At 66.7% G+C, this 22,015-nt stretch carries 22 protein-coding genes; 7 read left to right on the top strand and 15 right to left on the bottom strand.

Annotated elements, in window-relative coordinates; translation table 11 throughout:
• Window positions 1-11: 11 nt before the first annotated feature.
• A complete protein-coding gene (locus tag YWM_RS0103545; protein ID WP_052344570.1) occupies window positions 12-1,040 on the bottom strand; it encodes a hypothetical protein in 1,029 nt (342 codons plus the stop codon).
• Window positions 1,041-1,289: 249 nt separating this feature from the next.
• Window positions 1,290-2,561, bottom strand: coding sequence for a hypothetical protein (locus tag YWM_RS0103540; protein ID WP_028849551.1), 1,272 nt, complete (start codon window positions 2,559-2,561; stop codon window positions 1,290-1,292).
• A 148-nt stretch (window positions 2,562-2,709) separates the two neighbouring features.
• Between YWM_RS0103540 and YWM_RS0103535 the strand changes: the two genes are divergently transcribed.
• On the top strand, window positions 2,710-5,241 hold the full coding sequence (locus YWM_RS0103535; RefSeq protein WP_052344525.1) for a DEAD/DEAH box helicase: 2,532 nt from the start codon (window positions 2,710-2,712) through the stop codon (window positions 5,239-5,241).
• A gap of 15 nt (window positions 5,242-5,256) precedes the next feature.
• Here YWM_RS0103535 and YWM_RS26020 read toward each other — a convergent pair whose 3' ends face one another.
• Complete coding sequence (locus YWM_RS26020) at window positions 5,257-5,418, bottom strand: hypothetical protein (protein ID WP_156914619.1); 162 nt, start codon at window positions 5,416-5,418, stop codon at window positions 5,257-5,259.
• An 87-nt stretch (window positions 5,419-5,505) separates the two neighbouring features.
• On the opposite strand from YWM_RS26020, the gene YWM_RS0103525 reads away from it, so the two are divergent.
• Window positions 5,506-6,462: a helix-turn-helix domain-containing protein gene (locus YWM_RS0103525; protein ID WP_028849549.1), complete on the top strand. Its 957-nt coding sequence runs from the start codon at window positions 5,506-5,508 to the stop codon at window positions 6,460-6,462.
• Between the two features lies 1 nt (window position 6,463).
• Here the strand turns inward: YWM_RS0103525 and YWM_RS0103520 are convergent, their stop codons facing one another.
• From YWM_RS0103520 to YWM_RS0103510, 3 genes are read right to left on the bottom strand one after another with little or no spacing between them, the layout of a single operon-like run.
• On the bottom strand, window positions 6,464-7,036 hold the full coding sequence (locus YWM_RS0103520) for a TIGR03086 family metal-binding protein (RefSeq protein WP_043659556.1): 573 nt from the start codon (window positions 7,034-7,036) through the stop codon (window positions 6,464-6,466).
• Between the two features lie 2 nt (window positions 7,037-7,038).
• A complete protein-coding gene (locus YWM_RS0103515; RefSeq protein ID WP_028849547.1) occupies window positions 7,039-8,043 on the bottom strand; it encodes a sigma-70 family RNA polymerase sigma factor in 1,005 nt (334 codons plus the stop codon).
• 46 nt (window positions 8,044-8,089) lie between these two features.
• Entirely contained in the window at window positions 8,090-8,461 is a 372-nt protein-coding gene (locus tag YWM_RS0103510; RefSeq protein ID WP_043659554.1) for a VOC family protein, read from the bottom strand.
• Window positions 8,462-8,588: 127 nt separating this feature from the next.
• Between YWM_RS0103510 and YWM_RS0103505 the strand changes: the two genes are divergently transcribed.
• Both YWM_RS0103505 and YWM_RS0103500 read left to right on the top strand, forming a co-directional pair.
• Window positions 8,589-10,775 carry a carbon starvation CstA family protein gene (locus YWM_RS0103505; protein ID WP_028849545.1) on the top strand — a complete coding sequence of 729 codons (2,187 nt, stop codon included), beginning with the start codon at window positions 8,589-8,591 and terminating at the stop codon, window positions 10,773-10,775.
• The gene (locus YWM_RS0103500; RefSeq protein ID WP_043659550.1) at window positions 10,772-10,969 is read left to right on the top strand and encodes a YbdD/YjiX family protein; all 198 of its coding nucleotides are present in this window, start codon (window positions 10,772-10,774) and stop codon (window positions 10,967-10,969) included. The genes YWM_RS0103505 and YWM_RS0103500 overlap by 4 nt, the downstream gene beginning before the upstream one ends.
• A gap of 86 nt (window positions 10,970-11,055) precedes the next feature.
• Here YWM_RS0103500 and YWM_RS0103495 read toward each other — a convergent pair whose 3' ends face one another.
• Entirely contained in the window at window positions 11,056-11,892 is an 837-nt protein-coding gene (locus tag YWM_RS0103495; protein WP_052344524.1) for a helix-turn-helix domain-containing protein, read from the bottom strand.
• On the bottom strand, window positions 11,889-12,407 hold the full coding sequence (locus YWM_RS0103490) for a DUF6879 family protein (RefSeq protein ID WP_028849542.1): 519 nt from the start codon (window positions 12,405-12,407) through the stop codon (window positions 11,889-11,891). The genes YWM_RS0103495 and YWM_RS0103490 overlap by 4 nt, the downstream gene beginning before the upstream one ends.
• A gap of 381 nt (window positions 12,408-12,788) precedes the next feature.
• On the opposite strand from YWM_RS0103490, the gene YWM_RS0103485 reads away from it, so the two are divergent.
• A complete protein-coding gene (locus tag YWM_RS0103485; RefSeq protein WP_156914618.1) occupies window positions 12,789-13,163 on the top strand; it encodes a hypothetical protein in 375 nt (124 codons plus the stop codon).
• Window positions 13,164-13,256: 93 nt separating this feature from the next.
• On the opposite strand, the gene YWM_RS0103480 is transcribed toward YWM_RS0103485, so the two are convergent.
• From YWM_RS0103480 to YWM_RS0103465, 4 genes are read right to left on the bottom strand one after another with little or no spacing between them, the layout of a single operon-like run.
• Window positions 13,257-14,174 carry a carbohydrate ABC transporter permease gene (locus YWM_RS0103480; RefSeq protein WP_084612166.1) on the bottom strand — a complete coding sequence of 306 codons (918 nt, stop codon included), beginning with the start codon at window positions 14,172-14,174 and terminating at the stop codon, window positions 13,257-13,259.
• Window positions 14,171-15,058, bottom strand: a complete 888-nt coding sequence (locus tag YWM_RS0103475) for a carbohydrate ABC transporter permease (protein WP_028849539.1) — start codon at window positions 15,056-15,058, stop codon at window positions 14,171-14,173. The genes YWM_RS0103480 and YWM_RS0103475 overlap by 4 nt, the downstream gene beginning before the upstream one ends.
• Window positions 15,059-15,068: 10 nt before the next feature.
• On the bottom strand, window positions 15,069-16,337 hold the full coding sequence (locus YWM_RS0103470) for an ABC transporter substrate-binding protein (RefSeq protein ID WP_028849538.1): 1,269 nt from the start codon (window positions 16,335-16,337) through the stop codon (window positions 15,069-15,071).
• 44 nt (window positions 16,338-16,381) lie between these two features.
• The gene (locus YWM_RS0103465) at window positions 16,382-17,383 is read right to left on the bottom strand and encodes a LacI family DNA-binding transcriptional regulator (protein WP_211232429.1); all 1,002 of its coding nucleotides are present in this window, start codon (window positions 17,381-17,383) and stop codon (window positions 16,382-16,384) included.
• A 209-nt stretch (window positions 17,384-17,592) separates the two neighbouring features.
• Here YWM_RS0103465 and YWM_RS0103460 point away from each other — a divergent pair, with 209 nt between their 5' ends.
• Window positions 17,593-18,207, top strand: a complete 615-nt coding sequence (locus YWM_RS0103460) for a thymidine kinase (RefSeq protein WP_028849536.1) — start codon at window positions 17,593-17,595, stop codon at window positions 18,205-18,207.
• Window positions 18,208-18,567: 360 nt separating this feature from the next.
• Here YWM_RS0103460 and YWM_RS0103455 read toward each other — a convergent pair whose 3' ends face one another.
• A complete protein-coding gene (locus YWM_RS0103455; RefSeq protein ID WP_028849535.1) occupies window positions 18,568-18,846 on the bottom strand; it encodes a DUF2277 domain-containing protein in 279 nt (92 codons plus the stop codon).
• 119 nt (window positions 18,847-18,965) lie between these two features.
• A complete protein-coding gene (locus YWM_RS25080; RefSeq protein ID WP_052344523.1) occupies window positions 18,966-19,658 on the bottom strand; it encodes a C40 family peptidase in 693 nt (230 codons plus the stop codon).
• A gap of 469 nt (window positions 19,659-20,127) precedes the next feature.
• Here YWM_RS25080 and YWM_RS0103445 point away from each other — a divergent pair, with 469 nt between their 5' ends.
• Window positions 20,128-21,105 (top strand): patatin-like phospholipase family protein, encoded by a 978-nt coding sequence (locus YWM_RS0103445; RefSeq protein ID WP_052344522.1) that lies wholly within the window; start codon window positions 20,128-20,130, stop codon window positions 21,103-21,105.
• Window positions 21,106-21,235: 130 nt separating this feature from the next.
• On the opposite strand, the gene YWM_RS0103440 is transcribed toward YWM_RS0103445, so the two are convergent.
• Window positions 21,236-21,958 carry a TetR/AcrR family transcriptional regulator gene (locus tag YWM_RS0103440; protein ID WP_245565908.1) on the bottom strand — a complete coding sequence of 241 codons (723 nt, stop codon included), beginning with the start codon at window positions 21,956-21,958 and terminating at the stop codon, window positions 21,236-21,238.
• Between the last annotated feature and the right edge of the window lie 57 nt (window positions 21,959-22,015).

Genomic DNA, 22,015 nt, shown 5'->3' with positions numbered 1-22,015 from the left:
TGCTGGTCTGCTTATTCCGACGTGGCCTCGGCTTCCTTCTTCGAGCCGTTGCGGGCACGCGAGTTGGAGTTGCGCGTACGACGCGGCTGCCGGGGCGGCGGCGCCTGCACCACCGGCGGCTGCGGCGGACCGCCCAGCATCAGCTCGGCGAACGTGGCCATCGCCTCGTCCAGCTGCCCGCCGATGCGGCGCTCGGACTCCTCGTTGCGCTTGCGCACCAGCGAGTCCAGCTCGTCGGTGTCCGGGCGCTGGGTGATCACGTTCTCCACGCTGGAGAACTTGGCCTTCACGGTGCCGTCCAGGTCGCCGAACCGGCTGGTCACGCTCTCCTCGACCGCGTCGATGCGCTTGCCGAGCTCCTCGACCGTGCTGGACAGCGACTCGAGCTTGCTGGTGATCGCCTCCAGCCGCTCGGTCGGGTCGATCGTCGACGCGGCGTCCTGCACGCTCTTGCGCAGCTCGTCGGCGGTCTCGCCGATCTGCTCCTTCAGCTCGGTCTCCAGCGCCTCGGTGCGGGCCCGGACGTCACTGTCGACGGTGTCCAGCCGCTCGCGCAGCGCGTTCTCGGCCAGCTCGATGCGCTCGCGCACCAGCCCGTACACCGAGCTGGGCAGGCTCTCCAGCTTCGAGTCCTGCTTGTCCAGGTGGCTGTCCAGCTCGTCCAGCCTGCGGTGGATGTTCTGCAGCTTGTCCTCGAGGCCCTCCATCTTGCCCTGGACGCCCTCGAAGCGGCCTGCCACACCATCCAGCCGGCCGTCCAGCTGCGCGAACGGCTTGGCGAGCCGATCGACGATGTTCTCGATCGCGCGCGTAGCGGCGGCAATGGCGTTGTCCTGCGCCTCCAGGCGGGACATCGCCTCGTCCAGGCGCTCGGCGAGCACGCCGACCTCGGTGCGGTCGGGCAGCTCGGACAAGCGCTTGCGGACCGCGCCCAGCGACTCGACCGGGGCCAGCCGGGCGTAGATGTCGTCCAGTGCGTCAAAGATCTGCTGCTGTTCGCTCTCCCGCACCTCGGCAGCGCGCACCAGCATGTTGCGCATCTTGTCGAAGGACGGGGCAATCGAGTTTTCGTTCACGGCGTTGACCTTCGTCGGCGCGATAGGGAGTGCTGAGAGATTACCTACACCCTGCGTGCACCCGATCACGCCCCCGGGCAAGATCGGACTATTGCAGGTCAGCCGGACAGCGCAGTGCTCCGAACGGCCGAATGTGAACCTTCACCTGAGGGTGAGACACCCCTCGTCCGAACGTGTTGGACGGCTGAGAACGACCCGTGGACGGGTGCGTCCTCAGTGCACCGTGAAGCGGTCTTCCAGCGCGTTGACCAGCTTCACCCATGCGGCGACCTCGTCGTCGAACGGCGCCGACGGCTCGAGCCGGTTGACGCTTGGCCGCAGCACGAACGACACCAGCCAGCCCAGCCGCTCCGACTCGGCGAGTGCTTCGGACGGCGCATCGTCGCCCGCCCAATCGGCCGCGTCCACGATCAGCTCGACGGCGAGGTCCAGCTGGTTCGGGTCGATGGCCGCAGGGCCCTCCGCGATGTCCTCGTCCAGGCCGGCCAGCACGTAGGTGTTGTCCTCGGTGACCTCGACCTCCAGGTCACCGGTGGTCGCCTTCGCGACGATGTCGTCCCACGTCGGCATCTCGGCCATGTCGTTCTCGCCCAGCTCCTTGGCGTCGGCGAGCTGACGGGCCAGCGCGCGCGGGCTGGTGAAGACGTCGATCTTGCCGTCCTTGCCGAGGAAGACCGGCTCGTCGTCCAGGTAGCAGCGCAGCGTGTAGTACTCCGCGTTGCGAGTGACGATCTTGATCGGGTCGATGCCGACCTCGCCCCAGAAGCCGAGCGATTCGTCGTCCTCGGTCTCCTCGTCGTCATCGGAGTCGACCGTGTCGATGTCGTCGTCGTTGCCGGTCAGCGCGTCGTCGTCCACCCCGGCCTCGGACTCGGCGGACTCCTCGTGGAACGCGGCGAGCTCCTCGGCGGTCTCGTCCAGCACCGCTTCGTCGATCTCCGGGATGACCACCAGCTCGTCGATCGCGTCCAGCACGATGTCCCACTTCTCGGCGACCGCGGTGGCCAGGTCGTCCCACAGCTTGGCGCCTTCCCGGCCGGTGAACGGCAGCCTGCCCTGCTGCAGCAGCGAGAAGCCTTCGTGTGCGTCCAGGACCTCGTGCACCTCGTCCAGCTCGCACACGTCGGCGAGCGACCGGACGATGTTGACGATCTCGGCCAGCTCGCCGATGGTCCACGAGTCCGGCTCTTCCGCGACCAGCTCCGGGACGCCGACCAGGTCGTAGGAGTGGTCGTCGTCCGGGATCAGCTCGGGCACGTTGAGCGCGGGGACGATGTGCCACGACGGGTGGTCGATCAAGTCGTGCTGCTCGGCCGTCCGTACGTAGGCGGCCAGGTGGGCAGCGTCCGGGAACGCGAACAGGTCCTCGTCGTCGCCGAGGAAGGCTTCCCACTCCTCGCCGTCCTCTCGCCAGCGCGGCGCCCAGAGGGTGACCAGGTCGCCTTGCGGCAGACCGAGCTCGATCGGAATGATGTCGCTTGCCACTGCATCCTCCGGGTGCGATACGCGGGTGCGCGCGGATGCGCGAGAGTGAGCCTACGGGTCGGCGATCATCGGCGCGTGCCGGGGCTGGTGCCACCGGGTGAACACCGCGGTGCGGCCCTTTTCCCCTGGATGGCACAGTGTAGTCACGATGACCGCTACCCGCGCCACCCTGTTCAGCGCCCTGTTCGACCTCGACGGCTCCACCGATCCCGACGCGCTGTACACCGCGTTCGCCGAGTGGGCTGCCGATCGTGGGCTGTCGCTGTATCCGCATCAGGAGGAGGCGCTCATCGAGCTGGTCTCCGGGGCGAACGTCATCCTGTCCACGCCGACCGGTTCCGGTAAGAGCCTGGTGGCGATGGGGGCGCATTTCTTCGCCTTCGCTCAGGGCAAGCGCACCTACTACACCGCGCCGATCAAAGCGCTGGTGTCGGAGAAGTTCTTCTCGCTGGTCGAGGTGTTCGGCGCCGAGTACGTCGGGATGATGACCGGCGACTCGTCGGTGAACCCGGACGCGCCGATCATCTGCTGCACCGCGGAGATCCTGGCCAACATGGCGTTGCGGTCGGGCCGCGACTCCGACGTCGGCCAGGTCGTGATGGACGAGTTCCACTTCTACTCCGAGCCCGATCGCGGCTGGGCGTGGCAGGTTCCGCTGCTGGAGCTGTCGGACGCGCAGTTCTTGCTCATGTCGGCCACGCTCGGCGACGTCACGTTCTTCCAGAAGGACCTGACCCGGCGAACCGGTCGCGAGACGGCGGTGGTGAGCTCGGCGGAGCGGCCGGTGCCGTTGACGTTCCGATACGCCATGACGCCGCTGCACGAGACGATCGACGAGTTGCTGCACGGCGGGCAGGCGCCGGTGTACGTGGTGCACTTCGCGCAGGCGGCCGCCGTGGAGCGGGCGCAGGCGCTGATGAGCGTCAACGTGTGCAGCAAGGCGGAGAAGGCCGCCATCGCCGAGGCCATCGGGGACTTCCGGTTCGCATCCGGATTCGGCAAGACGCTGTCCCGGCTGGTCCGGCACGGCATCGGCGTGCACCACGCGGGCATGCTGCCCAAGTACCGACGGCTGGTCGAGCAGCTGGCGCAGGCCGGTCTGCTGAAGGTCATCTGCGGCACCGACACCCTCGGCGTCGGCATCAACGTGCCGATCCGCACCGTGGTGTTCACCGCGCTGACCAAGTTCGACGGGGAACGCATGCGCCACCTCAAGGCCAGGGAGTTCCACCAGATCGCCGGCCGGGCGGGCCGCGCGGGTTTCGACACCGACGGCTACGTCGTGGTGCAGGCGCCCGACCACGTGGTGGAGAACGCCAAACTGCTGGCCAAGGCGGGCGACGACCCGAAGAAGAAGCGCAAGATCGTCCGGAAGAAGGCGCCGGAAGGCTTCGTCAACTGGACCGAGTCGACGTTCCAGCGGCTGATCGAGTCCGAGCCGGAACCGCTGACCTCCAGCTTCAAGGTCACCCACGCGATGCTGCTCAACGTCATCGCGCGGCCCGGGGACGCGTTCCAGGCGATGCGCAAGCTGCTGGAGGACAACCACGAGCCGCGGCCCCGGCAGCGGCAGCACATCCTGCGCGCCATCGCGATCTACCGGGCGCTGCGCAACGCCGGGGTGGTCGAGCGGCTGGACGAGCCGGACGAGGAAGGTCGCACGGTGCGGTTGACCGTGGACCTGCAGTTCGACTTCGCGCTGAACCAGCCGTTGTCACCGTTCGCGCTGGCCGCCATCGAGCTGCTTGATCCCGAGTCGCCGACGTATGCGCTGGACGTGGTGTCGGTGATCGAGTCGACGGTCGAGAACCCGCGCCCGGTGCTGGCCCAGCAGGAGCACCGCGCCCGTGGCGAGGCCGTGGCGGCGATGAAGGCCGAGGGCGTGGAGTACGAGGAGCGGATGGCGCTGCTCGAGGAGGTCACGTACCCCAAGCCGCTGGAGGAGCTGATCGAGGCGGCCTACGAGACGTACCGGCGCGGGCACCCGTGGGTGGCCGACACCCACCCGTCGCCGAAGTCCGTGGTGCGGGACATGTACGAGCGGGCGATGAACTTCGTCGAGTACATCAGCTTCTACCAGCTGGCCCGCTCGGAAGGCCTCGTGCTGCGGTACCTGTCGGACGTCTACGACTCGCTGCGGCACACCGTGCCGGACGCCGCGAAGACCGAACCGCTGATGGACTTGATCGAGTGGCTCGGTGAGCTGGTGCGGCAGGTCGACTCGAGCCTGCTGGACGAGTGGGAGGCGCTGCGGCATCCGGCAGGTGAGGAGGGTCAGCCGAAGCCGCCGGAGCTGAGTGCCCCGCGACCGGTCACCGGCAACGAACGGGCGTTCCGGGTGCTGGTCCGCAACGAGATGTTCCGCCGCGTGGAGCTGGCGGCCAGAGAGGACTACGCGGCGCTGGGCGAGCTGGACGGCGAGGACGGCTGGGACGCCGATGCCTGGGCAGAGGCGTTGGACGGCTACTTCGCCGAGTACGACTCGATCGGTACCGGGCCGGACGCTCGCGGGCCCGCGTTGCTGGCGATCGAGAAGGGGCCGGACACCTGGACCGTCCGGCAGACATTCGACGACCCCGACGGCAACCACGATTGGGCGATCACCGCCGAGGTCGATCTGAAGGCCTCGGACGAGGCCGGCTATGCGGTTGTTCGGGTACTTGACGTCGGTGAGTTGTGAGGCGACAACCCGAGCTCACCGGACCAGTTCCTGCCGCACCCGCTCGATGTCCCGGTCTTCGAACTCGAAGCTGCCGAACAGCGCCGGACGCGGTTCGCGTTGGGCCTCCGGCCCACGCCATGCCAGATAGATCACGAGTGCCACGACTGCGATTGCTGCGACTGTCAACATCATCATGTCACTAAGTTTGCGCTAATAAAAATTCCGCCACCAGTGGCAGAACGGACCTTGTGCGCAAACTTTCTGCCAAGTACTCTGGCGACCATGCTGAACAGCGTCGCCGTCGCGGTCATCGACCACACCACACCGTTCGAGTTCGGGGTGGTGTGCGAGGTCTTCGGGATCGATCGCCGGTCGGACGGCGGGCCGACGTTCGACTTCCGCGTCTGCGCGGAGCGGCCCGGTGAGCCGATCCGCACCAGCATGCCGGTAGGGCTGGTTCCCGAGTCCGGGCTGGATTCGCTGGTCGACGCCGATCTGGTGGTCGCTTCGGCGGCGACGGTGCGTGAGGAGTACCCGCCCGCGGTGCTGGAAGCGCTGCGGGAGGCGCACGCGCGCGGTGCGACGCTGTTGTCGTTGTGCAGTGGGGCGTTCATTCTCGGCGCGGCCGGCCTGCTGGACGGGCGCAAGTGCACGACCCACTGGCGTTATGTCGACGAACTGGCGAGGCGTTTCCCGAAGGCCGTGGTCGACCCGGACGTGCTGTTCGTCGACGAAGGTGACTTGGTGACCAGCGCGGGTACCGGCGCAGGTATCGACGCGTGTCTGCATCTGGTGCGCCGGGAGCGCGGCGCGGCCGCGGCGGTGGCGGTCGCTCGTCGCATGGTGGTCCCGCCACAGCGCGAAGGCGGACAGCGGCAGTACATCGAGCAGCCGATTCCCGCCGGGGAGTGCGACAGCCTGCAGCCGGTACTGGACTGGATGCTGGAGAACCTGGCCGAGCCGCACACCGTGAGCAGCCTGGCCAAGCGGGCGCAGATGTCGGAGCGGACGTTCGCACGCCGGTTCGTCGCCGAAACCGGGACGACGCCCAACCGGTGGCTGACCGTGCAGCGGGTGGCGCAGGCGCGGCGGCTGCTCGAGGAGACCGACCTGCCGGTCGAGGACATCGCGACGGCCGTCGGTTTCGGCAGTGCGGCGCTGCTGCGGCATCACTTCAACCGCATCGTCGGCGTGTCACCGAAGGCGTACCGGCGGACGTTCGCGCACGCCGCCATCTGACTCAGGGCTTGCGGCCCAGCCAGGCGAGCAGCCGGTCGGAGTGCGAGCTGTCCGCGGGCACCGGCACCGGGTCGGCGAACCGGCCGGGCCGGTCGTCCTCGCTGACCAGCAGGGGAGCCAGACGCAACAAATCGGCCGCCAGCTCCTCCGGCAGCGGTCGGACGGAGCCGCACCCCTGCGCGAGGTCCCAGCCGTGCACGGCCAGCTCCAGCGCGCCGGTGGCCGCGACGACCGATCCGGCGATCGCGCGGCCGTCGATCTCGATCGTGGTGAGCCCCGCGCGGTGCACGGCCACGGTGGCCAGCAACGCGCGCGCCGAGTCCTGCAGCACCGCGACCGGGCACTGTTTGCGTGGATCCATCTCGAGGTGAACCCAGCCGTCGTCGAACGCCTCTCCGATCGTGCTCATGCTGTCGTTGAGGTGGTCCATCACGTCCTGCACGCACCATGTGGCGCACGGCGTGGCCGCGCTCAGCCGATCCGGCGTCACCTCGCCGAACGCGCTCACCGCGAAGCTGATGGCGCGCTCCAGCAACTCCATGCCGCCGGAGAGCGACTGTGCGGGCTGCGCCATGGTCACCGGCCGGCCTGGTGGGCAGGCTCCAGCACCGAGGGCAGACCGCAGCGAGCGAACAACGACTCGTCGAAGAACACGTAGGCGTGCCGGACACCGTCGGCGCCGAGATCGAGCACCTGCAGTTGGAACGCCTTGTACCTGCCGTCGGCCTGGTCGCGCATGTACAGCGCGAACGCGGGCTGACCGTTCGCCCTGGTCGGCACCAACCGCATGTCGCCTGCCTGCTTGGCAGGGCAGTAGGCCTCGATGAGCTCGCCGATCCGCTCGGCGCCCTGCACCCAGTTGAGGAACGGCGGCATCTCCCACACCGCCTCGTCGGTGAACAGTCGCACGATCTCGTCGACGTCGTAGTTCTCGAACGCCTTGGCGTAGCGCTGCAACAGCTCACGCTGCTCGGACTCGTCCGGCTCGTCGAGCTGCTCCGGTGACGGTGCGGTCTTCTCCAGCTGGGCATGCGCGCGCTGCAGCAGGCTGTTCACCGCGGCCACACTGATGTCCAGCACGTCGGCCACCTCGCTGGCCTTCCAGCGCAGCACGTCGCGCAGGATCAGCACGGCTCGCTGCCGCGGCGGCAGGTGCTGCATCGCGGCCAGCAACGCCAGGCGGGTGTACTCGCGGGTGGCGACCACGGCGGCCGGGTCGCCGGTGTCGTCCATGGTGATCATCGCGTCCGGGATCGGCTCCAGCCACGGCACCTCGCCGCGCTGCAGCTTCTCCGCGCTGCTGCTGGTCTCCGGATCGGCCACGTCCGTCGGCAGCTCACGCCTGCTCTTGCTTTCCAGCGCGGTCAGGCAGGTGCGCGTCGCGATGGAGTACAGCCAGGTGCGCAGCGACGAGCGGCCCTCGAATTTGTCGTAGGCACGCCAGGCGCGCAGATAGGTCTCCTGGACCAGGTCCTCGGCGTCGTGCACCGAGCCGAGCATGCGGTAGCAGTGCGCGAGCAGCTCGCGGCGGAACGGGTCGGCAAGCCGGACAAAATCGTCGTCGACGCTGGGAGCGGACATAGCGGAGACCCTACCCCGCTCCCGCGACAAAATCGCCGTCATCGTCTCAGCCCATGTGCTCGTCGGCGATGTGGATCAGCTGCACGTAGTTGCCGTCCGGGTCGATGAGGGTGGCGAACCACGAGCCGTCCCGGTTCTCCGGCTCGGCCAGCCACCGCGCGCCCGCGTTCACGAACCGCTCGGCCGTCGCGGGCACGTCGTCGACGGAGATGTTGCAGATGACCCGGCCGGGCTCACGATTGGGGCCGGAGACGTCGTCGCGGCTGTCGAACATGACGTAGAAGCCCCCGACGTTGAGGTAGCGGTAGTGACCGTCGGGCGTCTCCTCCGCCGCAAGGCCCAACGCCTCGGCGTAGAACGAGCTCAAGCGCTTCGGGTCGTCGCTGGACAGCAACAGCGAATCCAGTACTGCGGTCATGCGTCCTCCTCGGTCGGCGGTTCCGCTACCTGTGCAGACCGGGCGAACGGCACGAACTCATCGCTCGGGAAAAAATTCCCGACCCAAACTCTTAACACGACGGTCAATCTGGAGTACCCCTGTCGTCATGAAAATCAAGTCGGTAGTCACGTGGACAGCCGTCGCCATCGTCGGCGCCGTCTGTTGGGGCGTGCTCGCGCTGGCGCGCGGTGAAACGATCTCCGCGATCTGGCTGCTCGGCGCGGCACTCGGCTCGTACGCCATCGCATACCGCTTCTACGCGCGGTTCATCTGCAAACGGGTGCTCGAGGTGGACGACACCAGGGCGACGCCCGCGGAGCGGTTGAACAACGGTGTCGACTTCCACCCGACCGACCGTCGGGTGTTGCTCGGCCACCACTTCGCGGCGATCGCGGGTGCCGGCCCGTTGGTCGGGCCGGTGCTGGCGGCGCAGATGGGCTACCTGCCCGGGACCATCTGGATCATCGTCGGCGTCATCTTCGCCGGTGCGGTTCAGGACATGGTCACCCTGTTCTTCTCCATGCGCCGCAACGGCAAGTCGCTCGGTCAGATGGCGCGCGACGAGATCGGCGTGGTCGGCGGCATTTCCGCGCTGGTCGGCGTCTTCGTCATCATGATCATCCTGCTCGCGGTGCTCGCGCTGGTCGTGGTCAACGCGCTCGCGCAGTCGCCGTGGGGCACGTTCTCGATCGCGATGACCATCCCGATCGCGCTGTTCATGGGCTTCTACCTGCGCGTCATCCGGCCGGGCAAGGTGATCGAGACGTCGGTGATCGGTGTCGTCCTGCTGCTGCTGGCGATCGTCGCGGGCGGTTGGGTCGCCGAGTCGTCGTGGGCGAGCGCGTTCACGTTCGACCCCGAGACGCTGACGCTGTTCCTGGTCATCTACGGCTTCGCGGCCTCGGTGTTGCCGGTGTGGATGCTGCTCGCACCGCGTGACTACCTGTCGACCTTCATGAAGATCGGCACGATCGCGCTGCTGGCCATCGGTGTGGTGATCGCCGCGCCGGTGCTGCAGACCGATGCGGTCTCCAAGTTCGCCTTCGACGAGACCGGTCCGGTGTTCTCGGGCGAGCTGTTCCCGTTCGTGTTCATCACGATCGCGTGTGGCGCGTTGTCCGGCTTCCACGCGCTGGTCTCGTCCGGCACGACGCCGAAGATGATCGAGAAGGAGTCGCAGATCCGGCTCATCGGCTACGGCGGCATGCTGATGGAGTCGTTCGTGGCGGTGGCCGCGATCATCGCGGCGTGCATCCTCGACCCGGGTTTGTACTTCGCCATGAACTCCCCGGCCGGGGCGACCGGTGGCGCGGTGCAGTCGGCGTCCGAGTTCGTCAACAGCCTCGGTTTCGTGATCACTCCGGAAGAGCTCGACGCGGCGGCCGCGGCGGTGGAGGAGGACACCCTGGTGTCCCGTACCGGCGGTGCGCCGACGTTGGCGGTCGGTATGTCCGACATCTTCGCCCAGGTCTTCGGCGGCGAGGGCATGAGAGCGTTCTGGTACCACTTCGCGATCATGTTCGAGGCGCTGTTCATCCTGACCACGGTGGACGCAGGCACCCGCGTCGGCCGGTTCATGCTGCAGGACACCCTGGGCAACGTGTACAAGCCGCTCGGCCGGGTCTCCTGGAAGCCGGGCCTGTGGTTCACCAGCGCCATCGTGGTGGCGGCCTGGGGCTACTTCCTGTGGGCCGGTGTCACCGACCCGCTCGGCGGCATCAACCAGCTGTTCCCGCTGTTCGGTATCGCCAACCAGTTGCTTGCCGCCATCGCGTTGACCGTGGCCACGGTGATCCTGGTGAAGAGCGGCAAGCTCAAATGGGCGTGGGTGACCGCGATCCCGCTGGCCTGGGACGCGGCGGTGACGCTCACCGCGAGCTGGCAGAAGGTGTTCTCCGACGACCCGAAGATCGGGTTCTTCGCACAGCGTGCGCAGTACTCGGAGGCACTGGAGCGCGGTGAGGTGCTGGCGCCGGCGCAAGACCTGGACGACATGTCGACGGTGGTCACCAACTCCACGGTCGACGGCGTGCTCTCGGCGTTCTTCGCCATCCTGGTCATCCTGGTGATCGGCAACGCGATCATCGTCTGCTGGCGTGCGGTGCGGGCGACGGAACCGCTGCCGACCACGGAGGAGCCGTGGGAGGAGTCCAAGATCGTTGCGCCGTCCGGTCTGTGGCCGACGGCGGAGGAGAAGCGGGAGCTGGCCGCGGTCGGCGCTCCGGCAGGCGGCTCCGGAGTCCGTGACAGCGACGAATCGGTCGGCTCGGGCAAAGACGGTGGATCGTCATGACCGTTCTGCAACGCGTGCGCCGCACGATGCGCGGAGTGCGCTGGTACCTGGCCGAGCTCACCGGCGAGACGGAGTACGACCGCTATGTGGAGCACCACAAGCGGCTGCACCCCGGAGAACCGGTGCTCAGCAGGCGGGAGTACGAGCGGCAACGCTTCGAGCGCTCCGCTCAACCCGGCGCACGGTGCTGTTGAGGTGAACTGGGCTGGGGTCGCTGGGCGGCCCCAGCCCAGTCATGTCTCCAGGGCTTTCCGAGCGCCCCGCGTGCCAATGGCGTCGACTAACTTCCTTTGCGTGCAGCCAACCGCATCACGAGGGCTTGTGCGGCTTCGCCTTCCAGCGCCACATCCCACAGGCGCTCGGTGATCGTGCGGTAGAGCGCAAGGTCGTCCCGATCGTCAGTGACGACTTCGGTGTGGTTGATCTCCACGATGACCGTGTCGTCGTGAATGGTGTACCCGTGCATGGTCACCGTCGGAATCACTGCGTCGAGAGGAATGATTCCGAGTCGAATGTGAGTCATCCCGCTGAGCGTGCCGAGGCGGTCCAGTTGGGGGCTCATGACCTCGGGGCCGGCCAGCGGAGCGCGGAGAGCCAGCTCGTGCACGAGGATCTCGATCTGTTTGTTCGAGTCGTAAAGAACTTCTTGGCGACGCAGTCGTTCACGGACCGCCTCTTCGGTGTCCTGTGGCGTGCCATGAAGATCGGCCGCCATGGCGAACACTGCTCGCGCATAGTCGGCGGTCTGGACGAGCCCGGGTACGAGGAACATCTCGACGGACGTGATCCTTTTGGCTTCCTGCTCGCTGACAGCTTCTTGGTGCTGTCGCCGAGCGTGGCCGCGTCGCAGTTGCCGCCGCCATGCCTCACGCGCCAGCCGGATCTCACGCAGATCTTCATACAGGCGTGCACCAATCTCCGGCGCGGGGTCGGTGGCGTCGAGCCACGCGTCGAGGTCGGTGACCGAAGGCAGGGTTCGGCCGTTCTCGATCCGGCTGACTTTCGACGATTGCCAGCCAATGTCCCTGGCGAAATCCCTACCCGTGACGTACCCGGCTTGAGCGCGCAGTCGGCGTAGCGCCTCGCCGAACTCCAACTGTCGCTTCTCGACGTTCAAGGTCCACCTTGTCTGTGCGTGGTGGCTACAGGCCAGACCCGAGCGCGGTACGCCAGGTGTTCGGATACTACGGCGGGATCGTCGTCGAGTTCGATCCCGGTCAGCTCGCCGTGGGCATCGAATCGCATGATGGCGACGCGATTCTCATCGAAGATGTAGAAGTCGTAGTTCGGCATGCCGGCGGCTTGCGCATCGCGGCGGGCAAGCCAACGGATGTCCTCTCCTGCGGCGACGTTCGCGTCAGTTGTGGTGATGATCCAGCGCTGGTAGGTGGTCGGTGGCTCGTCCAGGACGCGAACCCGCTCGAACGGAATACCGCGAGCGTGCAGGTTCTTGATGTAGTTCAGCCACTCCCGGTCTTCCTTGGTCTCCGCAGTCGGCTCTCCGGACAACCAAGCTGCGACTTCGTCTGCGTCGACGGCGTACTGCGGTTGGCATTCCCACCGCCATGAGGCCCGGCGCACCGTGGGGAACAGCGCGCCGAGCTCTTCCGCGGCCAGCAGGCGACGGGTCATCCAGCCTCCCGCACGAAGGTCAGGAGCGCTTTCGGGATTTCGACAGCGGTCTCATGATCTGGCAGCCCACGCTCGCGTAGCGTGGCCAGCGCTTCAGGATCGGTCACCGGGTCCCTTGCACGACGTATGTACCGCGATCGGTCTCGTAGATCTCTGGGCAGCCGCCGTTCTTGCTGGTGGTGCCGAGGTGAGTAAGTTTCACAGTCCCTCCCGGTGATTAGGATGCAATCTACAGAATCTGTAGATCAGAGCCTCGAGGGTGCCGACAAATCGGTGACATTGACGGCGTTGTCCGCTGATCGCGGAGCCGCTGAAGGTGGGACTGTGCGAAGATCCTACAGATTCTATTGACATCTCAAGGGGGCATGAAATGTTGGATCCATGAGCTGGAACAGTGGGCCGATGCTTTCGGGGAACGGTGAGGCCTGGGTCAGCGATGGTGACGGTGTCGTGCGCATCACGGACGCTGATGTGCTCGTGGACGAGGCGCAAATGCTCACGCAGGGCTACGAGATCGATCGACGCAGTGCCGTCGAGAGTGGTGAGCGAGACCGCCGTCTGTTTGTCCGAGTCGCTCAGACGCATCCCTCGATCGTCAGGTCGCTCCGCGTGCTGACAGCTGAGCTCGCAGATGCAGACGGGGAGCTCGCACGTCAAGTGCAGCGTGATCTTGGTGTATGGATAGGGCGACTTGGCGCGACGGTCGTCAAATGTGCGGATAGCGTCGCCTTCGACCAGCGGAAACAAGCTGACTGAATAAAACGAGACGGCTGGGGAAGGCAAACCCAGAAACGACACTGGCCCTGGCGTGCCTCCCACGCCAGGGCCAGATGCCGCCTGTCGTAGCGGTCAGCCCTTGACCGAGCCGGCCATCAGGCCACCGACGAACCAGCGGCCGAGCACGATGTAGACCAGCAGCGTCGGCAGCGAGGCGATCAGCGCGCCCGCCATCGATGCCGCGTAGTCCTGCAGCTGCCCGGCGGCCAGGAAGTTCAACCCGATGGTGACCGGCCCGTTCTGCGCGCTGGAGAAGAACATCGCGAACAGGTAGTCGTTCCACACCGAGGTGAACTGCCAGATGATCGTCACCACGAAGCCCGGGATGGACACCGGCAGCACGATCGAGGTGTAGGTGCGGATCATGCCCGCGCCGTCCACCTTCGCCGATTCGATGACTTCCGTCGGCACGGATGCGTAGTAGTTACGGAAGATCAGCGTGCAGATCGGCAGACCGTAGACCACGTGGATGAAGATCAGCGACGGGATGCCGCGCTCGGCGCCCACCGTGTTCATGATCTCGACCAGCGGGATCATCACCGCCTGGTACGGGATGAACATGCCGAACAGGATCAGCGTGAAGACCAGGTCGGCGCCGCGGAAGCGCCACCGGGACAACACGAACCCGTTCATCGAGCCGAGGAACGCCGAGATCAACGACGCGGGGATGACCAGGCCGAACGTGCGCCAGAACGAGTCCGACAGCGTGCTCCATGCCCGTTCCCAGCCTGCGGTGTCCCAGTTCTCCGGCAACGACCACGCGGTGTCCGGCGAGATGTCGGCACCGGTCTTGAAACTGGTGACGAACAGTACGTACGCCGGGATCAGAACGATGATCAAGAAGAACAGCAGTAGCACGTACTTGACCGTGCGCACCGCCGTCGACCGCGGCCCGCGGGTGCCGGGCAGCTGCGGCGGCCTGGCCTTCTTGGCCTTCCTGGCTTTCCTGTCGGCCGTCGGCTTGACTTCGTCGAGCACTGTCGTGGTCATCGGCGACGCTCCGCGCGGTAGGTGCTGATCAGGTACGGCACGATCAGCACGGCAACCACCAGCAGCAGTACGGTGCCGATCGCCGCGGCTTCGGCCCACTCACCGCTGGTGTACTTCAGCCACATCTGGGTACCGGGTACCTGCGTGGTGTGGTTGGTCTGCCCGGCCACAGCCATGATCAGGTCGAACACCTTCAGCGACATGTGGCCGATGATGATCACCGCGGACAGCGCGACCGGCGACAGCTGCGGGAAGATCACGTGCCGGTACATCTGCCACTCGGTGGCGCCGTCCACCCGCGCCGCCTCGCGCAGCTCCTCCGGGATGCCCCGGAAGCCCGCCAGGAACAACGCCATGACGTAACCGGACAGCTGCCAGATGGCGGGCATCGCGATGGCCAAGATGCCCCAGCCTTCGTGGGTCCACCACTGGCCCTGCAGGAACCCGAGCCCGACCATGTCCAACAGCCGGTTCAGGCCGCTGGCGGATTCGCCGGTGTTGCTGTTGAGCAACCACCGCCACACCACACCGGAGGCCACGAACGACACGGCCATCGGGAACAGGTAGACCGTGCGGAAGATGCCTTCGCCGCGCGCGCCCCGCTCCAGCATCCACGCCCACAAGAACCCGAAGAACAGCGTGCCCGCGACGAACGCGAGCGTGTACATGCCCACGTTGCGCAGCGAGTACACGAACGTGTCGTCGTTGAAGAGGTTCTCGTAGTTCTGCAGGCCGACGGTGCCGGTGGTCTGGCCGCGGACGTTGTCCGTCAGCGACGTCCAGACCCCGGCACCGATCAGCCCGTAGACGAAGATGCCGAGCAGGATCAAGGTCGGGGCGATCAGCAGGACGGGGGGACCCCAGCTCCTGATCCTGGTGAACACTCAGCGTCCTTTACTGCTTCTTCTGGTTGTCTTCCGCGGCCTTGACCAGGGCGGACTTCAACTTCTCGATGTCCTTGTTGGCGGAGAAGCTGCTGACCGCCTCGGTGATCGCGGTCGACCACTTCACCGACGCCGCGGCACCGTGCGCCAGCGACGGCACGATGGTGTCGTTCTTGTAGGACTCCAGCGCGGTCTTCTGGTAGTCGCCGTAGTCCTTCGGGTCGGCGTCGGTACGGGCCGGAATCGAACCCTTCTTGATGTTGAACGCCTTCTGTCCCTCGGCGCTGCCGACGGTCTGCAGCCACGCCTTGGTGCCTTCCTCGTTCTTGGCGCCGACCGGCAGCGTGAACGAGTCGGCCAGGAAGTCGAAGATGCCGTCGGTGCCCGGCACCGGGTAGGTGATGTAGTCCTTACCCCATTCCTTGTCGGCTTCCTGGAAGGCCGCCTCGGCCCAGTCACCCATGATGTTGAAGCCGGCCTTGCCGTCGATCACCATCTTGGTGGCGTCCGGCCAGTCGAGGTTCTGCCGGTCGGTGTTGGTGTAGCTGAGCAGCTTGGCGTAGTGGTCGATCGCCTTGCTCACCTCGGGCGAGTCCCACTTGGTGGAGCCGTCCCACAGCCCGATGTACTTCTCCGGGCCGAGGTCGGCGATCAGCACTGTCTCCAGCAGGTGCACCTGCGTCCAGTCGGTCGCGATCGACAACGGCGTGTCGACACCGGCCTTCTTCAGCTTGTCCAGCTGCTGGATGAAGCCGTCGATGTCCTTCGCGGGCTTGTCGTCCAGGCCGGCCTTCTTCAGCACCTCGGGGTTGGCCCACACGACGTTGGCGCGGTGCACGTTCGACGGGACGGAGTAGATCTTGCCGTCCACCGTGAGCAGCTCGATCAGGTCCTCCGGGAAGACCTCGTCCCAGCCGTTCTCCTTGTACAGCTGCGAGACGTCCTGCAGCTGGTTGGCCTCGATGTAGTCGAGCAGCTCGGCACCGGCGTGCGCCTGGAACGTGCTCGGCGGGTCTTGCTGCTGCAGGCGGGAGGCCAGCACGTTCTTCGCGTTACTGCCCGCACCACCGGCAACCGCACCGTTGACGAAGTTCAGATCGGGGTGTTGCTTCTTGAACTCCGCGACCAAGGCGTCCAGGCCGGCCTTCTCGCTGCCGTCCGCCCACCAGGTGAACACCTCGACATCCTTGGTGTTGTCGCCGTCGTCCCCGCCGCATGCTGTTGCGGTGAACGCCAGCGCGACTGCGGACAATCCCGCGATCAACGCTCTGAGCTTCATGGTGAAGCCTCCTCGCTTCCCTTCACATTGGATGTGGACGGTAGTCACGTCCCGATGCCGGTGGCAATCGGCATCTCACCGGACCCGCGCGGGATCAACCGCGTGGGCAACCGTACTGTTTTCGCACGTCCTTGCCGGTCGCCCGACAGTCTGGCGAACAGCATCTCGGCTGCGGTGCGACCCATTTCGGCAGGGTCTTGTGCCACAACCGTGATCCCCGGCCGCAGCACGTCGGCGAGTTCGAAATCGTCGAACCCGACCAAGGCGGGCTGGTTCGGCCGTCCGGCAAGAACGCGGAGCACCTCGACCGTCACGCGGTTGTTGCCGCAGAACAGCGCGGTGGCCGGATCCGGTCCGCCCAGCACGCGCTCCACGGCGTGACGGATCGCCTCGGCCGTCGGCGGCGCGAGGCTGGTCAACGATTCGTCATAGGGCAGTCCGGCGGCCTCAAGGCTCGCCCGGTAACCGGCCAGCCGGGCCGTCGCGGTGAAGATCGTGGGGGCGTCGCCGAGAAAGCCGATGCGCCGATGTCCGTGCGCGATCAGGTGGTCGACGGCCATGCGAGCGCCGCCTTCGTTGTCCACCAGCACGGTGTCCGCGTCGATGTCCACCGGCGGACGGTCGACGAACACCGCCGGTGTGCCCGCGGTGATCTCCGGAACCAGGTACCGATGGGTTGCGCCCGCCGGGACGATGATCAGTCCGTCCACCCTGCGGGCGCAGAACGCCAAGGTCAGCTCGCGCTCGCGGACACCGTCCTCGGCGGAGGACCCGGCGAACACCAGGGAGTCGTGCTGGCGGGCGATGTCCTCCACCGCGCGGGTCAGCGCGGAGGAGAAGGGATCTGCGACGTCTTCCAGCACCAGGCCGATGGAAGCGGTGCGGCCCTGGCGCAGCAGTCGCGCGCCCTCGTTGCGGCGAAAGCCCAGCTTGGCGATGGCCGCGTTGACGCGCTCGGTAGTGTCGGGACTGACCGATCCTTCGCCGTTGACCACGCGCGAGACGGTCTTCAGCCCGACGCCGGCGAGAGCCGCGACGTCTTTCATCGTCGGGCGGGCGGACATCATCGGCGCGAGACCTCTTTCGAAGGCAACGTTGTCAACGGACGAACGGTAGCGCATCGTCCGAGTTCAGCAAGGGGTCTTTGGTCACACACTGAACCGGCGATGACAACGTTGTCTGAAGGGTACCTCGGTTGTCGCCCGATCGGGCATCAGGCATCGATTATGGTGGCCTGACGCGCGAGGAGGGCACCGTGGCGAAGCTGTATTTCTACTACTCGGCGATGAACGCCGGAAAGACGACGACGCTGCTGCAAAGCGCGCACAACTATCACGAGCGCGGCATGCGCACGTTGCTGTTCACGCCGCACCTCGACGGCCGCTACGGCCAAGGGGTGATCGCTTCGCGGATCGGGATCAAGACCTACGGCCGCGCGTTCAAGTCCGACGACGACCTGTTCGAGCAGACCCAGGCCGATGTCGGCGCGAACGGCACGTTGCATTGCGTGCTGGTCGACGAAGCGCAGTTCTTGACCAAGGCCCAGGTGTGGCAGCTGACCGAGATCGTGGACCGCCTGCACATCCCGGTGCTGGCCTACGGGCTGCGTACCGACTTCCGCGGGGAGTTGTTCGAGGGCAGTCAGTACTTGCTGGCCTGGGCGGACACCCTGACGGAGATCAAGACGATCTGTCACACCGGCAAGAAGGCAACCATGGTCGTGCGGGTCGACGAGCACGGGCGGGCGGTGACGGAGGGTCCGCAGGTGGAGATCGGCGGCAACGATCGCTACGTGTCGGTGAGTCGCGCGGAGTTCAAGGACATCACGCGCGGGCGGAAGTCGCTGGGCGCGGAGGCGCAGCACACCTGAATCAGCGCGCCGGAGGCGACGAGCCGGCGGGCCGGGCGAGCGGCGGCAAATGCGCGAAAGCCGGGCGAGAGGTGGCAACGCGCGAAAGCCGGGCGAGCGGAGGCAACTGCGCGAAAGTCGCACCGCGCTGCGGCGACTGTGCGAACAGTCGGAGTGCACTGCGGCAACCCGCACGACCAGCTGGTCCTCCGGGCTGCGCGGCGGCAACTATGCTCCTGAGGGAAGCAGCGGTGCCCGATCGGTCGCGCACCGCCTGCGGTGTCGGTCGACGTCACGACGCGCGGAGCGCCGCGGCTGACTCGCCGCAGCGCGACCGAATCACTGCCGGCTCGCCCGATCACATCGGGCCGACCGCCGAGATCAGCTGGCGAGCGTTCCGTATCTCTTCGCCGCGCGCGCCTTGGCCTTGGCGGCCTCGACCTCCCGGTCCTTCGGCGGCGCGGACGTGACCAAGCTGTCCAGCAGCTTGCGGGCGGCGGCCGCCACCTCATCCACCGCCCGGTCGAACGCTTCGGCGTTCGCGGCCGACGGTTTGGTGGTCCCGCTGATCTTGCGGACGTACTGCAGAGCGGAGGCGCGCACCTCGTCGTCCGTGGCCGGCGGCTCGAAGTTGTGCAGGACGCGGATGTTTCGACACATGCGTCACAGCATGACAAACCGGACCGACAGTGGCCAGAGCTGCGAAAACACGCGACGGCGGCTGCGCCCGCCGAACCAGGGAGGATTCGGTGTGCGCAGCCGCCCGCGTGCCGGGCGCCTTACCAGGCGCGACCGACGTAGTAGCTGCTGTTGTAGATCTTGGCCTTCTTCACCGACTCGCCGGACTGCGGGGCCGTCCACATCTGGCCGTTCCCCGCGTAGATGGCGGCGTGGTACACGCTGCCGCCGCGGTGGAAGAACAGCAGGTCACCGGGCTTGCGGTAGGACTTGCTGATCTTGCGCACCTTCGAGTACTGCTGCTTCGAGGTGCGCGGCAGCTTGATGCCGACCTGCTTGTGCGCGTACTGCGTCAGGCCGGAGCAGTCGAAGCTGTTCGGGCCGGACGCTCCGTAGCGGTACGGGTCGCCCTTCTGCGCCGCGGCCGCCTTCACGATCCGCAGGTTGATCGGCACCTTCGCGACCACCTTCTGGGTTCGCGACCAGGACTTGGCGTACTTGGCAGTCCCGCGGAAGACCCAGCGGTACTTGGCGGTCGCCTTGATCTTGACATTGGTCACCGAGACCTTGCCGTTGCTGTAGCTGCGCGGACTGGCAACTCGGAACCACTTGCTGCCGTTGTAGGTGCGCATCAAGTCAACTTTGTAGCCACCGAGCGGGGTGCCGCCTGCGGTGGTCAGCTTGCCTCGGAACGAGATCCGGTGTCCTGCCTTCACCGTGTCCGAAGCCTCGTAGAAGCCTGTCCTGCTCTTCGCCGGGCTCGCCGCCGCGGCGGTGGAGTCGAAAGTCAGCAAAGCTGCGGCCGAAGCGGCCGTGACGAGAGCGGTGGCACCAATTCGTCGGCCGCGGCCAGAGCCGCTTACCGATGACGTGGGCACGTTCGTCCTCCAGATGTGTGCATGGATATGAATTCACGTCCCCCGACGTCGGCCGGAGGGTCCGGCCCGTTGGACACGATAAGCACACGCGAGCCGATACCGGAAAGTCTCAGCGGAATTTTCTTTTCCGGCTTGACTATCGACTCGTGATGTGTTCAACCGGCAAAGCAGCTGGTAAAAAAGCTGCCGTGATCTGTACGTGATCATCAGGATGGCGCGGATGGGTGCTTCGAGTCACACCATTTGGGTGGTGCGTGTCACGCCATGTGCGCGTTTTGAGTATAGGTTTGGAGTTATACAGAGCGTGTTTTCATGAATACTGATCTTGTTTTCCGCCCGGTCGAGTGCTGGCGTTTCGGAGTGACAATGTTTACAGTCCTGGGCCATGAGCGAGGTGGGGTCGACCGGCCCGCGTCAAGAGCGGAAAGGCCTGGTCATCGGCGCAGGTGGAGTCACCGGCCTGGCGTGGTCGGCAGCCACGCTGGTGGCCCTGGAGGAGGCCACCGGATGGTGTGTCAACGACGCTGACGTGCTGCTCGGCACGTCCCAAGGGGCCCTGTTGGTGTCACTGCTGGCCAGCGGAATCACGACGGACGACCTGCGCGGTTGGTACCGCAAGGAGCTGTCGGAGGGGCACCCGCTGCGTGCCAAGCCCAAGCCGGTGTCGGCCGCCGAGGTGCGGAGGAGCCGGATGCCTGCTGCGCCGCGGCTTGCGTTGCGCGGTGTGCTGCAGCCGCGGCGGGTTCGGCCGTCTGTCGCGCTGTCCGGGTTGCTGCCGCCCGGCACGCTGAGTCTGGACGACTTCCTCGCGCCGCTGACCGCGCTGACCGAACCCGGCGAGTGGCTCGACCATCCGGCGACTCGCGTCGTGGCGGTCGACTACGACTCGGGGGAGCGGGTGGCGTTCGCGGCCGACGGGGAAGCGGACATCCAGCAGGCGGTCCGTGCGTCGTGCTCGGTGCCCGGCGTCAGCCCGCCGGTGACCATCGCGGGCCGTCGCTACGTCGACGGCGCGGTGTATTCGTCCACGTCCGCGGATCTGATGATCGGCGCCGGGGTCAACGAGGTCATCGTGCTGGCGCCGATGGCTGGCGCATCCAGCTGGCAGCGGCCGAGATCGATGAGCGTCGCGGTGGACATGGCGACCAGGCACTACATGCAGCGTCAACTGCAGCTCGAGGTCGACAAGCTGCGGCGTGCGGGCTATCGGGTGCGGGTCTTCACACCGACGTTCGCCGACCGGGAGGCGATGGGGACGAATCCGCTGAGCCCGCGCCAGCGGATCGCGACGTTCGAGGCCGCGTTGCGCAGTGGTCCGGCGCGGGTGGCCGAAGCCATGGCGGAGCCGCGGGTTTCGGCGTGACGGGGTCGGTGACCTGAGGCTTGCGGGTGTCGGTGTGGTCGGCTGTGCGGCCCCGGGGCCCAGGCGCCGCTTGGCGCGGAGGAGTCGACGCCCGCCGCATCACCACCGTGGCCGCGCTCGTGAGCTTTGCCTAGTTCTGCTCGGCGGGCTCCACCAGAAGCTCGAGCAGTCGCGGCAGCATGTCGTCGAGGTACGGATTGCTGCCGGTGTCCGGCAGGTCGCCCAGGATGGCTTCCTCCAGCATGGCCTGGTAGACGGCGGTGACGGTGATGACGACCATGCGCGGGTCGGCCGTCAGCCGCATGCCCAGCCGCCCCACCACCTCGGTCAGGATCTCCGCCAGCTCGGCATGGAACCGGTTCTCCGCCGCCACGGTCGGCGCGTGCAGTTCGGGATGACGTAGCGCCTGAGCGCGGAACTCGACAGTCAGTAGATGCCAGGTGACGTCCTGGGCGATATTGCGCAGGAACACGGCGGCCGTCTCGTTGAGCACCCGCTGCACGGCGTCCGGACCGGTCATGTCGGCGGCCTCGATCGCGTCGTTCACCGCTTCGCGCAGCCGGTCGATGCGGTCCTGGGTTTGCGCCTCGAACACCGCGAGGAACAGCTGCTCCTTGCTGTCGAAGTTCGAGTAGAACGCCCCGCGGGTATATCCGGCGCGGTCGCAGATAACCTCGACCGGGGCGTCGCGGATCCCGGACTCGGCGAACACCTCGTAGGCGGCATCGATCAGCCGCTGACGGGTCTCCGCACGACGGCGAGTCAATCCGTCCGGCCTGCTGCTCGCCGTCATCGCATCCTCCTCGGGCTCGCCGGTGGCGCCGATCTTGGCACGGCACGTGATCGGATACACGTCGCATCCGGATACACAGTGCATCTACGATACACACTGTATTCAAATACCGAGGGG

It is taken from the genome of Thermocrispum municipale DSM 44069, from assembly GCF_000427825.1.
GTDB lineage: Bacteria > Actinomycetota > Actinomycetes > Mycobacteriales > Pseudonocardiaceae > Thermocrispum > Thermocrispum municipale.
This window is presented reverse-complemented; position numbering and strand designations above follow the sequence as displayed.